General features: G+C 67.9%; 12 protein-coding genes. 5 read left to right on the plus strand and 7 right to left on the minus strand.

Going from position 1 to position 14509, the window contains the following annotated elements; genetic code table 11:
- The first annotated feature begins 56 nt into the window (after positions 1-56).
- The gene (locus tag N675_RS03825; RefSeq protein ID WP_081886841.1) at positions 57-1121 is read left to right on the plus strand and encodes an Ldh family oxidoreductase; all 1065 of its coding nucleotides are present in this window, start codon (positions 57-59) and stop codon (positions 1119-1121) included.
- On the opposite strand, the gene N675_RS13515 is transcribed toward N675_RS03825, so the two are convergent.
- The 5 genes from N675_RS13515 to N675_RS03850 form a co-directional block, all read right to left on the minus strand.
- The gene (locus tag N675_RS13515) at positions 1118-1639 is read right to left on the minus strand and encodes a thioredoxin domain-containing protein (RefSeq protein ID WP_051914089.1); all 522 of its coding nucleotides are present in this window, start codon (positions 1637-1639) and stop codon (positions 1118-1120) included. The two genes, N675_RS03825 and N675_RS13515, sit on opposite strands and share 4 nt — an antisense overlap.
- 14 nt (positions 1640-1653) lie before the next feature.
- Positions 1654-3792, minus strand: coding sequence for a penicillin-binding protein 2 (gene mrdA, locus N675_RS03835; RefSeq protein WP_231577925.1), 2139 nt, complete (start codon positions 3790-3792; stop codon positions 1654-1656).
- Between the two features lie 152 nt (positions 3793-3944).
- Positions 3945-4925, minus strand: a complete 981-nt coding sequence (locus N675_RS03840) for a ribose-phosphate diphosphokinase (RefSeq protein WP_038038153.1) — start codon at positions 4923-4925, stop codon at positions 3945-3947.
- The gene (gene rnc / locus N675_RS03845; RefSeq protein ID WP_051914090.1) at positions 4912-5691 is read right to left on the minus strand and encodes a ribonuclease III; all 780 of its coding nucleotides are present in this window, start codon (positions 5689-5691) and stop codon (positions 4912-4914) included. The genes N675_RS03840 and rnc overlap by 14 nt, the downstream gene beginning before the upstream one ends.
- Entirely contained in the window at positions 5688-6131 is a 444-nt protein-coding gene (locus N675_RS03850; RefSeq protein ID WP_038038155.1) for a hypothetical protein, read from the minus strand. Before N675_RS03850 ends, rnc begins: the two co-directional genes overlap by 4 nt.
- Before the next feature lie 252 nt (positions 6132-6383).
- On the opposite strand from N675_RS03850, the gene N675_RS03855 reads away from it, so the two are divergent.
- From N675_RS03855 to N675_RS13520, 4 genes are all read left to right on the plus strand, one after another.
- Positions 6384-8693, plus strand: coding sequence for an efflux RND transporter periplasmic adaptor subunit (locus N675_RS03855; protein ID WP_038038156.1), 2310 nt, complete (start codon positions 6384-6386; stop codon positions 8691-8693).
- A 10-nt stretch (positions 8694-8703) separates the two neighbouring features.
- Complete coding sequence (locus N675_RS03860; protein WP_038038158.1) at positions 8704-9450, plus strand: ABC transporter ATP-binding protein; 747 nt, start codon at positions 8704-8706, stop codon at positions 9448-9450.
- Positions 9447-10694: an ABC transporter permease gene (locus N675_RS03865; protein WP_038038159.1), complete on the plus strand. Its 1248-nt coding sequence runs from the start codon at positions 9447-9449 to the stop codon at positions 10692-10694. Before N675_RS03860 ends, N675_RS03865 begins: the two co-directional genes overlap by 4 nt.
- A 120-nt stretch (positions 10695-10814) precedes the next feature.
- Positions 10815-11459 (plus strand): DUF5666 domain-containing protein, encoded by a 645-nt coding sequence (locus N675_RS13520; RefSeq protein WP_051914091.1) that lies wholly within the window; start codon positions 10815-10817, stop codon positions 11457-11459.
- 705 nt (positions 11460-12164) lie between these two features.
- On the opposite strand, the gene N675_RS14250 is transcribed toward N675_RS13520, so the two are convergent.
- Positions 12165-12341 (minus strand): hypothetical protein, encoded by a 177-nt coding sequence (locus N675_RS14250; protein ID WP_156100811.1) that lies wholly within the window; start codon positions 12339-12341, stop codon positions 12165-12167.
- Positions 12338-14506, minus strand: coding sequence for a DUF4815 domain-containing protein (locus N675_RS03875; RefSeq protein ID WP_038038163.1), 2169 nt, complete (start codon positions 14504-14506; stop codon positions 12338-12340). Before N675_RS03875 ends, N675_RS14250 begins: the two co-directional genes overlap by 4 nt.
- Positions 14507-14509: the final 3 nt, after the last annotated feature.

The following is a 14509-nucleotide window of genomic DNA, read 5'->3' on the forward strand; positions in this document are numbered from 1 at the left end:
ACGGTTGGCGCGACCGTTCGGCAAGCACTGCGTTATTCAGGAAAAGGGGGAACGTTGTGGGGCAGAACGAGGTTCGCGTGCCGGTCGACACGCTCCATGCCTTCGTCGTCGACGCCTTCCGCCGGGTCGGCATCCCTGACGACGATGCCCGGATTAGCGCCGACATCTTGCTCGCATCCGACGTCCGCGGCATCGAGTCACACGGCGTCCCACGCCTGCGCGGCTACATCACCCGCATCCGCCAGGGCGTCATCAACTTGCGGCCAACCCTCCGCGTCCTCGCCGAAACCCCCGCGACGCTCGCCCTCGACGCCGACAACGGCCTCGGCATGCCGTCGGCCTACCGCGCCATGCAGCGCTGCATCGCCAAGGCCCAGCAGACCGGCTTCTGCCTCACGACGGTCCGCAACAGCAACCACTTCGGCATCGCGGGGTACTACGCCACCATGGCGCTCGAGGCCGGCCTCTGCGGCGTCGCCATGACCAACGCCACGCCGCTCGTCGTCCCCGCTGGCGCGCGTGACCCCTATCTCAGCACCGCCCCCATCGCCGTCGCCATCCCCGCGGGCGAGGAGCCGCCCTTCGTCCTCGACATGGCCACGAGCACCGTCGCCTGGGGCAAAATCGAAATCGCCCAGCGCGAGGGAAAGCCCATCCCCCGCGGCTGGGCCTATGACGCCAATGGCGAGCTGACCACCGACCCCTTCACCGCCGTCGCTCTCACGCCGCTCGGCGCGCTGCCCGAACTCGGCGCGCACAAAGGCTACGGCCTCGGTCTCTTCATCGAAGTTCTCTGTGGCCCACTCGCCGGCGGCCCCTGGGGCTACCACGTCGCCGGCTCACGGAGCGCGCCGCGCCCCTCCGGCACTGGCCACGCCTTCATGGCCTGGCGCATCGACGCTTTCCAGCCCGAGGACCAGTTCCGCGCCGCCATGGACGAGATGCTCCGCACGCTCCGCTCCGCCGCCCCACGCTCTGGCGTCGCGCGCGTGCTCGTGCCCGGCGATCCCGAGCGTGAGGCCGAGGCCGACCGGCGCGCCAACGGCATCCCGCTCCATCCCAAAGTCCTCGACGACCTCCGCGCCCTGGCCGCCGAACTCGACCTGCCCGCGCCCTTCTAGCCGTCGAGCACCACCGGGCTATCAGCGCCGCACTCCCGGCACTGATAGGAGACAAATTCAACCCAGGAAACAACCTCGTCTGGCGCTGGAAAGGCGTGCTCAGCGCCAGCGTCCCAGCGTGCGTAGATCGTCCCAAGGTCATCGGTCACGACCAGCGCCGCCACCGGCTGACCGCCCATGCCCCGCAGCCCGCACCGCCCATGCAGCGCGCCATCCTCGTCGAGCAGCACCGCCGTACCACGGCCCAGCCGCGTCAGCTCCCGCACCGCGATCGTCGGCCCCAAGGCAACCACCACGAGCAACTGCCCGCGCGCCGCGGCAATCGCCGGCTCGCGTTCCGCCAGCTGCTCCACGTAGGCCGCACAGCCCGGACACGGCCAGGCATGCGTGAACAGCACCACGAGGTTGCGACGCCAGTACCACTGCCGTGTGTCCACCTCGCCGTCCAGCCCCGTGCCACGCAGTCGCGGTAGCTGCTGCCCGCGCGCCAGCCGTTCACCGGCCTGCTCCGCTGCCATCGCCACTTCCCTCGCTACTGCGTGATGATCCCCGCTTGCACGGCCGCATCCACCACCTGCCGTGCCAGGGGCGCTGCCGTCACCGAGCCCTCGCCGCCGTGCTCGACCATGACAACCGCTGCCAGCTTCGCCCCGTCCACCGGCGCAAACTCCGCGAACCAGGCGTGCGGCTGCTGCTGCCCGCTCTCGGCCGTCCCCGTCTTGCCCGCAACCGGCACCTTCTCTCCGCGGAACGCCGTCACCGCCGTGCCATTCGGTGCTGACGTCACGTCATGCAGCGCGCTGCGAATATCCGCCAGGTGCTGCGGCGAGACCGGGAGCGTGCCCCGCGCCTTCGGCTGGTGGGTATAGAGCTTCGTCCCATCGACCGCCACCACCTCTTGCACCAGATAGGGCTCCCAGAGCGTCCCACCGTTCGCGATCGCTGCATAGGCATCGGCCAGTTGCAGCGGCGTTGCCAGGAAGAAGCCCTGCCCAATCGCCAGGTTCACCGCATCGCCCCGCGCCCAGTAGTCGTTCTTTTGCTGCCGCTTCCACGTCGGATCCGGCACGAGCCCAGCAACTTCCGGTAACTCCGCCAGCCCCGTCTGCGAGCCAAACCCAAAGCCCCGCGCCATCTGCGGCAGCAGGTTCGGGTCATGCTCGTCGAGCTGGGCACCAATCTGGTAGAACACCGTGTCACACGACTGCACCAGCGCATTGTGCAGCGTCAGCACACCCTGCCCGTTCGGGCTCCAGTCGTGCCACACCTGCGAGCTGCCAGGCAACGAGAACGTCGCCGGACAGTTGATCCGCGTCTGCGCCGTCATCCCCAGCTTCTCGAGCGCCGCGGCCATCGTCACGACCTTAAACGTCGATCCCGTCGGGTAGGCCATCTGCGTCGCCCGGTTCACCAGCGGCTGCTTCTGCGGATCATTCAGCGCGTTCCACGCCTCCGGCGTCATCCCCAGGATGAACTGGTTCGGGTCGAAGCTCGGGTTGCTGGCCATCGCCAGGATCGCCCCGGTGTTCGGGTCGAGCACGACGATGCTGCCAACCTTGTCCCCCAGCGCCTTGTAAGCCGCCTGCTGCAAATCAGCGTCGATCGTCAGCACGATGTCGGCAGCCGGCTGGCTCGGCACCTCCGCTAGCAGCTTCCGCTCCTGCCCGTCCGGCCCGACGATCACCAGCCGCCCGCCGCGCTTGCCGCTCAGGTACTGCTCGCCCCACGCCTCAATGCCTGCCCGGCCAATCCGGTCGCCAACCTCATAGCCCCGGTCAGCATACTTCGCCAGCTCGTCGGCGCTAATCTCCGTCAAATAGCCCGTGATGTGCGCCGCCGCTGGCCCCAGCGGGTAGACGCGGTCGGGCCACTGCCGGATCACCACCCCGGGAATCGCCAGTAACTTCTGCGCCAGCTGCGGATCGACCGGATCGGGCAGCGTGGTGATCGGCATGAACCAGTCCGGCTGCCCGTTCGCATAGCGTTGCTTGATGACGTCCTTCGGCAGGTTCAGCAACTGGCTCAAGCTCTCCAGCAGCGCGTTCTCGTCCTTGATCTGCCCGGGAATCACCCCGACCTTGTCCACCATCCCCAGCTCTGCCAGTGGCCGCCCCTTGCGGTCAAGGATCCGGCCACGCTGCGGCACCACCGGCACCCAGCGCACGTAGCCGTCTCCCAGGTCAGCCACAATCAGCGAGGGCGTCCAGTCTACCCGATATTGCCCTTGCTCGCGAATAATCGGGATCACATTGTCTTCGGTCAGCGTCCCCACCCGGCTCGTCTGCCGCACCACGTGGATCGGCAGCCGCATCGCCCCCGGCGCGGCCGTCCCCAGCGTTACCGTGATCGACCGCTGCCCCATCTCGGCCGCAATGTCCTGGTACCGCTTGACGAAGTCCGCCTGGCTGATGTGCGACTGCGCGGCACTTGAGATCAACGGGTACATTGCGGCATAGTCGCCCTTCTGCCAGGCCGCGATGAACGCCTGGGCCAGTTCCTGCGGCGACGCGAATGTCGCCCCAGCCGGCACGGGCGTGCCGCCAGCCACCGCCAGCGGACTCGCCGTGCTCGTCGCCGCCGCTGTCGCCGTCGGCTCCGGCCCGGCGGCAAGGCGCCCCAGCCGCGCTGCGAGCAGGAACGCTCCCCCCACCACGACCAGCACGCTGACCACACTGACGATGATCAGGGCAGGATTCCGGCTCCGTTCGAGGCGTCGAGCCGGGACCGTTGAGTATCGTCGCACTGCACACCCCCGGCATCGTAGCACCGGCCGCTGTCGGCGACCCGGCGTGCCCTAATGCTGGCAGCTGAAGGGGGTGCGCGTCAACCAACCGAAGGCCACCGCAGCCGCGCTGCACTGCGGTAGGCCAGGCTCACGCTTGCCCCGGTGTGAATCCGCTGGATCGACTCCCCGAGCAGCGGCGCCACCGACAGCACCGTGATCTTCTCGAGGTGCTTGTGCGGGGGCAGCGGAATCGTGTCCGTCACCACCAGCTCCTGGATCGGGCTGCGCGCGAGCCGCTCCACCGCCGGCCCGCTCAGCACCGGGTGCGTGCAGGCCGCGTAGATCGTCCGCGCCCCCCGCGCCAGGCACAGCTCCGCCGCCTGCGTAATCGACCCCGCCGTGTCAATCTCGTCGTCGATCAGAATCACCTCAGCGTCCCGCACGTCGCCGATCAGGTTCAGCAACTCGGTCTGGTCATTGTTCCCCTTGCGCCGCTTCTCGATGATCGCCAGCGGCGCATTCAGCTCGTCCGCGAAGTTGCGCGCCCGCTTCGTGCTCCCCAGGTCAGGCGAGACCACCACCGGATTGCTGAGTTGCTTTTCCTGGAAATACCGCGCCAGGATCGGTAGCGCCGTCATCTCGTCCACCGGGATGTTGAAGAAGCCCTGAATCTGCCCAGCGTGCAGGTCGATCGTCAGCACCCGGTCAGCCCCGGCCACCGTAATCATGTCGGCGATCAGCCGCGCGGTAATCGGCACCCGCGGCTGATCCTTCTTGTCCGTCCGCCCATAGCCGTAGTACGGGATCACCGCCGTGATCCGCCCAGCCGACGCCCGCTTCAGCGCGTCGATGATGATCAGCAGCTCCATGATGCTCTCGTTGACCGGGCTGCTGAACGACTGGATCACGAAGACGTCGTTCTCGCGCACGCTCTCGCCGATGCGCACAAAAATATTCTCGTTGCTGAACTTGAAAACCTCGATCCGCCCGAGCGGGATATCGATATACGCGCAGACTTTGCGCGCCAGCTCGGGGTTCGCGTTCCCAGTGAAGATCGTCAGCTGGTCATAGAGTCCCATCGCGCCCCCTCGCCTCCTCCGCCTGCAACCGCTCGAGCGCCTGGCGCGCCGCCTCTTGCTCGGCCGCCCGCTTGCTCGGCCCTTGGCCAATTCCCAGCACCACCTCGCCGACCTGCACCGCCACAGTGAACATCCGCTGGTGCGCCGGCCCCACTTCCTCGAGCGTTGCATACACCGGCGTCACGTGCAGCCGCTCTTGCGTCCACTCCTGCAGCCGCCCCTTGTAGTTGCCGATCCGCCGCACCAGTGACCCCTCGTCCGCTTCCCGCTTCAGGAAGCGGGCCAGGAATCGCCGTGCCGTCCGAATCCCGCGATCCAGGTAGATGGCGGCCAGCACCGCCTCGAACGCCCCGGCCAGAATCCGATCACGCACTGGCTGGCCCGGCCGTGGCCGCTCTCCATGCCCCAGATATAAGCACTGGTCGAGTTCCAGCTCCCGTGCCCAGCGTGCCAGCGTCTGCGTCCGCACCAGCGCCGTCCGGTAGGCCGTCAAGTCGCCTTCCGGCGCGCGCGGAAACCGCTGGTAGAGAAATTCGGCCGCCAGCAGCCCAAGCACCGCATCGCCGACGAACTCCAGCCGCTCGTTTGAGGCTGCCACCGCCGCCTCGCCGCTCAGCCCCTGCTCATTGACGTACGACAGGTGCGTCAGCGCGCGCCGCAGCAGCGCCACATCACGAAACTGCACCCCCAGCCGCTGCGTGGCCAGCGCCAACCGCTCGTCCAGCTCCCCCGCCTTCGCCATCGTCGCGTCTGCTGTCGCGCTCATCGCATGGCAAGCTTCAGCATCGCCTCAAGGTCGACCTGGGCCTTGCGCGCGAGCTCGGCCAGCTTGTCCCAGTGGATGGAGATGATATAGAGGTAGTGCATCGGCTCCGTCTCGCGGCTCATCGAACTCGCCAGCCCCGGACCCACCAGAAAGTGGATCAGCGCCTCGGCCATCATGTTCTCTTCCGCGTTGCGATCGTCCAGCGTAATCGCGTTGCCCCCGGCGCAATACGCCGCGTACGCCTTTGCCAGACCCCGCAGAAACGGCCGCACCATCCGATCGGCCAGCGCCCGCTCCTTGCGCATCACCCGTCGCTGCTCGGCCTCGATCTCCTGCACAGCCTCAGCCGTCGTCGCGCTGCGCTCGACGTCCTTCACCTCCTCACGCCCAGTGTAGTGCTCGACAATGTAATACAGCAGGCGCTGTGCCTCGTCTGCCATATCCACCCTGCCCCACTGCTGGCCAGCCCAGCCCTCTGGCCTGCCCTTATTCTCGCATAGTCTGCCTCACGAGGAACACCTGCGCGCACTCCAAGCCTACCGGTATCCCCGCCCGCTCAGCAACCCCACCCGGCAATCGTAAGAAGCCGTTTACACAACGGTTACCATGCGGCACTATTATGAGCCAGGCCGGGGTATCCTTCCCCGGCAAAGTCAGGCGTGTCGTGCTGTCAGCAAGGAGGCCCACTGCCGATGAGCACCGGAACTGCTGGTCTGCGTGCCCCGTGGTCGTTCCCCAAGTTTCCGTTTTCCTGGACACAACGCGCCGTGCTCCTCGCCGCGCTCTTGATCAGCGCCGTCGTCGGCCACACGGCCTACTACCGCGTGACCGGCCAGTCATCTGCCCCTGTCACACCGCCGACCGTCACGCCCGTCCGCCGGGGCACAGTGGCCGCGACGGTCTCGGCCTCCGGCAACTTGACGACTGACACGACGCTGAATCTCAACTTCGCCACATCGGGCCGTGTCCAGGAAGTGCTGGTCAAGGTCGGCGACCAGGTCAAGGCCGGCCAGCCACTCGCTCGCCTCGACCCGACCGACCTGCAGAACCAGGTGAACCAGGCCCAGGCCCAGGTCGCCGCGGCCCAGGCGCGTCTTGACGCCGTCATGCACCCCTACACCCAGGCTGACGTCGCTGCGGCGCAACAGCAAGTGGCGCAGGCCCAGGCCTCCTATACCCAGGCCGTCAACAACCTCAACGCTCTACTGAACCCGAGCCCGGCCGACATCGCTGCGGCGCAGCAGCAGGTGGCCCAGGCTCAGGCAACCTACCAATCGGCTCTGAACAACCTCAATACCTTGCAAAACCCGAGCCAGGCTGACATTGCTGCCGCCCAGCAGGCCGTCCAGCAGGCCCAAGCCAACTACCAGACCGCGCTCAATAACCTCAACACGCTCCAAAACCCGAACCAGGCCGACGTCGCCGCAGCCCAGCAAGCTGTCCAGCAAGCCCAGGCCAACTACCAGACCGCGCTCAATAACCTGCAGAACCTGCAGCAGCCGAACGCCGCCGACGTCGCTGCGGCCCAGCAGGCCGTCGCTCAGGCTCAGGCAGCCTACCAGAGTGCCCTCAACACGCTCAACACGCTCCAGCATCCGAGCCAGGCCGACATCGCTGCTGCCAACCAGGCCGTGCAACAGGCTGGCGCAAGCCTCAGCCAGGCCCAGAACAACCTCACCTTCTGCGGCCGGCAGGGCTATCCCGACTGCGTCACTGCCCAGCGCCAGGTCGATTCCGCCAAGGCCGCACTCGACGCCGCTCGCCAGAAGCTCTACCAGCTCATGAACCCCGACCCCGCTCAGATCGCCGCGGCCCAGCAGCAGGTGCAGTCGGCCAAGCAAGCCCTCGATGCCGCCAACGCCAAGCTCCAGCAGTTGCTCAACCCCGATCCCAGCCAGGTCGCCGCGGCCCAGCAGCAAGTCAACGCCGCCAAGTCGGCGCTCGATGCCGCCCAGGCCAAGCTCAACCAGCTCCTCCATCCCGACCCGAACCAGCTGGCCGCCGCGCAGCAGCAGGTCGACTCGGCCAAGGCCGCGCTCGATGCTGCCAACGCCAAGCTCAACCAGTTGCTCCATCCTGACCCCAGCACGATCCAGGCCGCGCAGCAGCAGGTCGACTCGGCCAAGGCTGCGCTCGACGCCGCCAACGCCAAACTCAACCAGCTCCTCCACCCCACCGCCCGCGATATCAGCAACGCTCAGGCGGCCGTCCAGAGCGCGCAATCAGCCTTGAACGCTGCCCAGGCTCACCTGCAGCAGGTGCTCGCTGGCCCCTTGCCGACCGACGTCGCCCAGCAGCAGGCAGCTGTCCAGCAAGCCCAGGCCGCCTTGCAGCAGGCCCAGGACAACCTCGCCAAGGCCACCTTGACTGCGCCGATCGATGGTGTCGTAACGGCCGTCAACATCAAGCCCGGTGACCTGGTCGGCACCTCGAGCGCCAGCGGCGCCATCAGCATCCTCAACAACACCGGACTCTACCTGCAGGCGACGATCAGTGAAACCGACGTGCCCAACGTCAAGGTCGGCCAGCCGGCGATCATCACGCTCGACGCCCTGCCCAACCAGCGCTTCACCGGCCACGTCTCGGCCATCTCGCTCTCGCCCACCGTCACCCAGGGCGTCGTGACCTACACCGTCCTGCTCTCCCTCGATAACACCCCGGCCACCAGCAGCCTGGCCCCGGGCATGACCGCGACCGCCTCGATCATCACCCAGCAGCACACCAACGTGCTCGTCGTCCCCTCGCGGGCCATCCGTCGCCAGGGCACGCAGCAGGTCGTCGACGTCTGGGCCAATGGCCATATGGTCACCCGGACCGTGACGACCGGCCTGAGCTCCAATAACCTTACGGAGATCACCAGCGGCCTGAACGAAGGCGACCTCGTCGTCGTGCCCACGACTGGCACGGCTGGCACGACTGGTACGACCACGCAAGCGACGCCCGCGGCCAACGCGCCACGCGGCTTCGGTGGCGGCGGCTTCTTCGGCGGCCCCGGGCGATAGGAGGTGTGCGATGATCCGCGTCCGTAACCTCAAGAAGATCTACCAGATGGAAGGCGGCGTGACGATCCCAGCCCTGGCCGGCGTCTCGCTCGACATTGCCGACGGAGAGCTGGTCGCGATCATGGGGCCCTCCGGCTCGGGCAAGTCGACGCTGATGTACATCCTCGGCTGCCTCGACCAGCCCACCTCTGGCACCTACGAACTCGACGGCGTCCTCGTCAACGAGCTCTCCGACGACAAGCTGGCCGAGATCCGCAGCAAAAAGATCGGCTTCGTCTTCCAGAACTACAACCTGCTCCCCCACCTGCCCGCCATTGAGCAGGTCGAGATGCCGCTCATCTACCTCGGCCTGCCGCGCAGCGAGCGCCGCAAGCGGGCCCGTGAGGCGCTGATCGCCGTCGGACTCGGCAACTTCCTCGATCACCGCCCCACCCAGCTCTCCGGCGGCCAGCAGCAACGCGTCGGCATCGCCCGGGCGCTCGTCAAGGAGCCCTCCCTCATCCTCGCGGACGAGCCGACCGGCAACCTCGACAGCCGCTCCGCCGAGGAGATCCTCGCCATCTTCCAGCGGCTCAACGCCGAGCGCGGCATCACCATCGTCCTCGTCACCCACGAGCCCGATATCGCCGCTCACACGCAACGCGTCATCCGCATGCGCGACGGCTTCGTCATCGGCGACGAGCGCCAGGAGCCCGTCCTGGCCGGCAGCTGGGCCACCGTTGCGCCCGCGGTGACTTCACCGGAGGTGCAGCCATGAGCATCGGCGACGCCTTCGCCATCGCCTTCCACGCCCTGGCCACCAACAAGCTGCGCACCGCCCTCACCATGCTCGGCATTATCATCGGCGTCTGTGCCGTCATCGCCATGATCGCCATCGGCCAGGGCGCCCAGCAGCAGGTCGTCTCCCGCATCTCCTCGCTCGGCACCGACCTGCTCTACATCCGCCCCGGCGCCCAGCAGCAGAACGGCGTGCGCACGGCCGCCGGTACCGCCCCGACCCTCAGCATCGACGACGGCCAGGCCATCGCCCAGAACGTCGACAACGTCAAGGCCGTCGTCCCCGTCGTCTACGGCAACGCCCAGGTCATCTACCAGGGGCAGAATGTCAACACCCGTATCATCGGCACGACCCCAGCCTACCAGGACGTCCATAGCTACTATCCCGTCGACGGCGACTTCTTTACCGACCAGGACGTTACCGCCGCCAACCCGGTCATCGTCCTCGGCTCCAACGTCGCCCAGGAACTCTTCGGCGACACCGAGCCGGTCGGCCAGACCGTCCGCGTCTCGGCCGGCCGCGTCTCGATCCCCTTCCGCGTCGTCGGCGTGATGCAGTCGAAGGGCAGCCTCGGCTTCGTCAATGTCGACGACCAAGTGCTGATGCCCCTCACAACGCTCGCCCGCAAGATCCAGGTTAACCGCAACACCAAGGGTGGCCAGCTCGTCGACGAACTCGACGTCCAGGTCACCAGCACGGACGTAATCCCAACCGTCCAGAACCAGATCGACGACCTGCTCCGCACGCGCCACCAGGTCGCTCAGGACGACTTCACGATTCTGAGCCCGCTCGACTTCCTGAACACGCTCTCGAGCGCGATCCAGGCCTTCACCATCCTGCTCGGCAGCATCGCCGGTATCTCCCTCGTCGTCGGCGGCATCGGCATCATGAACATCATGCTCGTCTCGGTCACGGAGCGCACACGCGAGATCGGCATCCGCAAGGCGATGGGCGCCCGGCGACGGGATATTCTGACCCAGTTCCTGATCGAGGCCGTGACGGTGAGCCTGATCGGCGGCGCAGCCGGCATCTTGCTCGGCGTCGGGGCAGCCCACGTGCTCAACGGCCGGCAGATCGGCACCGGCACGCTAACAACGGCGATCGTGCCGTCCTCGATCGTGCTGGCCTTCACCGTCGCCGCAGCGGTCGGGATCGTCTCCGGGATCTACCCGGCGATGCGGGCTGCCTCGCTCAACCCGATCGAGGCCCTGCGGTATGAGTGACACGCAGCCGCCACGCCCGCCGCACTGCTGCGGCCCGCCCGGTGCCAGGGAAACGCGGCGCCGGGCGACCGGACAGGCAGCAGGCACGGGATCGCTGGGTAGGGGTGGAAAGGAGAAGGCATGCGCAATCGCTTTACCCAGGTACTCGCCGTCGTCATCATCCTCGGCCTCGGCATCGGGGCTGCATTCGCCGCCGGCTCGGTCTACGGCCGGAACACGGCGGCCAAGAACGTCCAGCCGGTCGTCATCGGCGCGGGCGGCACAGGCGGCGTCGCCGCAGCGAGCGGCACAGCCGACGCCGCCGGTGGCACCGGCAGCGGCAGTGGCAGTGGCCGCCAGGGCTTCGGCGGAGGCGGCTTCGGCGGCGCCATCAGCGGCACCGTCAGCGCTGTCAACGGCCAGCAGCTCACGCTGACGCTCGCCAACGGCCAGCAGCTCACCGTCGCCCTCACGGCTGACACCCACATCGGCACGGTGAGCCAGGCGAGCCAGAGCGCGCTCACCAGCGGCGCTGAGGTACTGGTTACGGGCACCCGCGGCAGCGACGGCACGCTGACCGCCAGCGCCGTGATCGTCGTGCCGTCGGGCTTCCTGCCGACGCCAGCAGCCGGCAGCACCAGCGGCGCAGGCGCCTCGGGCGCAGGCACCTCGGGCGCAGGCACCTCAGGCGCGGGCGCCGGGACTGGCGGAGCCGGCCGGGCCGGTGGACAGGCCACGCCGGGCGCAAGCGGACGCCCCGCGGCCACGCCCACCCCGACGCCCTAGCCCCACCTAACTCGATCACACCAGTCCGTTTGCTCCAGTCCTTTTTCTCCACGCACGTGGGCCGGGAGGTAACCTCCCGGCCCACCCTGCTGCTCGGGCACGCCCGCGCACGCCGTCTCTGACCAGCCTTGTGCCGGCATGCCAGGGCAGGGCACGCAGCGCTGCCAGCTCTCCCGCAGAGACAGCCTGTGCCAGGCGCTCCAGCCTGCCAGCGAGCCCCAGGCCGTCGCCACGGCCCACGCTCGCCACCCCAGCACGCCACACCTGGCCCACGCACAACCGGGAGGCGCACGCAGAGCTGGGCCATGACGTCGATGCACGATGCGCAGGTGCGCGCCCGAGTCAACACCCGGCTCAGCGCACGCGCCAAACGCGCACAACATCACAACGCGCAACCGGCAACGCGAAAAACGCGGGCGTCACGAGCGGGCAGCGGGCAGCGCCCAGCGCATCGCTCGCACCATAACACCGACCCGCAAACCGGCGACGCCGGCGGACAGCACGGGTGCATTGCCTGCCCAACACCCAGGAACGCAGGCATCACTGGGGAATCACGACCGGGGCATGGTCGCACAAGAGCACGAGCGCCTTGCCGCGTAACACGCTGGTGCGACAGCCAGGCGCATTGGCCGCGCACCAAAAGAAACGGCCCCGGGGGAAATCCCCCAGGGCCGCCCCAGCGTCTCCGCCGTGCTTACGGATACGCTACGGAATCACGTAGACCGTCTGCACGTTGGACAGTGGCGTCGTCCCGTCTGCCGCGAAGAGCTGGACCTGGAAGTACGTGCCAGCCGTACCCGAGCAGACGTAGATCGGCTGCGTTCCACCGGTGAGCGTCACCGACGTTGCTGGCGGCTGAATGTTGCACTGCTGGAAGCTCACCGTGGCGTGGCCGTTGCCGTCGGCGTGCCGGTCGGCGTGCCCGTCGGCGTGGCCGTTGCCGTCGGCGTGCCGGTTGGCGTGCCCGTCGGCGTGGCCGTCACGGTGCCCGTCGGCGTGGCCGTTGCCGTCGGCGTGCCGGTTGGCGTGCCCGTCGGCGTGGCCGTCACGGTGCCCGTCGGCGTGGCCGTTGCCGTCGGCGTGCCGGTTGGCGTGCCCGTCGGCGTGGCCGTCACGGTGCCCGTCGGCGTGGCCGTCACCGTGCCGGTGCTGGTTGCAGTCGGCGTCGGGGCCGGCGGCGGCGTGAACAGGCCAGGCACGACCGCCAGGTTGAACACGGCCGAGCCGTCACCCTGCACCGCGTAGTTCACGTCGTTCGAGACACCGCTGACCGGGCCACCGGAGTCGATCTTGATAACAGCCGAGCCCTGGAAGCCGAGCGGCAGCGTCGACAGATCCGTCGGCGCGTAGATCGTCAACCCGCCGAAGGCCGGGATCGTCGTGATCACCGGGCTGCTCAGGGTCGGCGCCACCTTCGCGCCCGACTGGTCATAGAAGGTGACCTCGATCGTGGCGGCCGTCGTGCTGCTGGCGTTGAAGAGGTTGATGCCGCTCGTGTCACCGAACGGCGAAGCCGCACCCGCGCCACGCTGGAAGAGCGGCAGCGCCAGGCCGTCGTTCGTCACACCGCCGGTCTGCGCCAGGTAGCTCATCGCCTGGCCCATGCCGTCGGCCTTGGTGCCCATGTACTTGACTTCATCGACCACTGCCGCCAGCGGGCCAGTGCCGCTGATCACCGCCTGGGCAATGCCGCCGATGCCGACATTGGCGAACTCCGGCCGGTAGACGTAGGTCATCGACCGAGCATCGATCGACACCTGCTGGGCCGCGACCGCCGTGCCGGCCTGGTTGTAGAAGGTGACCGTCACGGTGTTGCTGGAATCGCCCAGGTTGGCGATGTTGATGCCGGTGTTCCAGCCGTTATAGGTCTGGAAGATCAGCGGCGCGTAGACCGTCTGTGCGCTCGCACCCTGATCCGACGACACCCGTGGCTGGACGACGTTCGTCAGCGCCATCGAGGTCGAGGCCTTGACGCGATCGACGTTCCCAACGATCGCGCAGTCCGACGAAATCCAGGCCGAGCCGACCCAGGTGTTCAGCCCGGTCGGGAAGGTGCCCAGCGCCAGCAGGTCGACCGTTGCCGACTGGCCCATGTTCAAGGTCGTCGTGAAGCTGTTGGGCACGCTCGGGTTCGTCCCCTGCGGGTAGAAGATGACCGTCACGCCGCAGGCATCAGTCTGCGAGACGTTGGTCACGTGGATGATCGAGTCCCAGCCGTTGTTGGTCTGGACGATCGGCAGCACCCAGTTCCACTGACCGGTCGTCGTGATCGTCGTGTCGTAGTCGGTCGGCACCGTCAGGCCGCGCGACAGCGTCACGTCCGACAGCGGCAGCGCCGTGTAACCGGAGACGATCGTCTGGGCCGAGCTGGTCTGGGCCGCCGTCGACGCCGACGGTGCGACGTGCTTCTCCGCGCCAGCGATCGCCGGGCAGGCACCAGGCGCCAGGTTGAAGCTCACCTTGTACTGCGACCCCGGCGCTGGCTCGTTAGCGTTGACGTTGCCGATGGTGTTCCAGTTGATCTGGAAGCCGGTCGACGTCAGGTTCTGGATCGCGTAGTCGGTGCCCGAGACATAGGTCGTGCTGCCCTGCTTGACGACGATGTTCGGCGTCGCGGTATCGACCGGCGCCGTCACCGTGTCGGTGCTGTCAAGCGCGCCGTGCGTGATCGTCACCGTCTCGGAGCACTCAGCCAGCGCGACCAGCGCACCACCCGGGCTGCTGATGCCCAGCTGGGCCGCCGACAGCGTCTTCGACGCAAACGGCTCGAGCACCGTCGACAGGATCGGCGTCGAGCTCGAGCTATCGCCCGGCTTGTGGAAGTCAACGGTGATCTCCGCGTTGTTGAGGTTCTGCACCGTCACCGTGCCGTACCACGGCCCGGTGCCGTTCAGGGTCTCCCCGTTCGGTACCCACGGGAAGAAGATCGCGTTCTGCCCGGGGTTCTGGGGGCCCTGCTGTGCCGGCGCTGGCGCCGTCGTCAGCCCCGCCAGGGCGCCGACGATCAGGCCGAGCGCGGCCAGAAGATAGAGTACTCGCTTCGTCATACG

The sequence above is a fragment of the Thermorudis peleae genome, assembly GCF_000744775.1.
In the GTDB taxonomy this organism is placed as follows: domain Bacteria; phylum Chloroflexota; class Chloroflexia; order Thermomicrobiales; family Thermomicrobiaceae; genus Thermorudis; species Thermorudis peleae.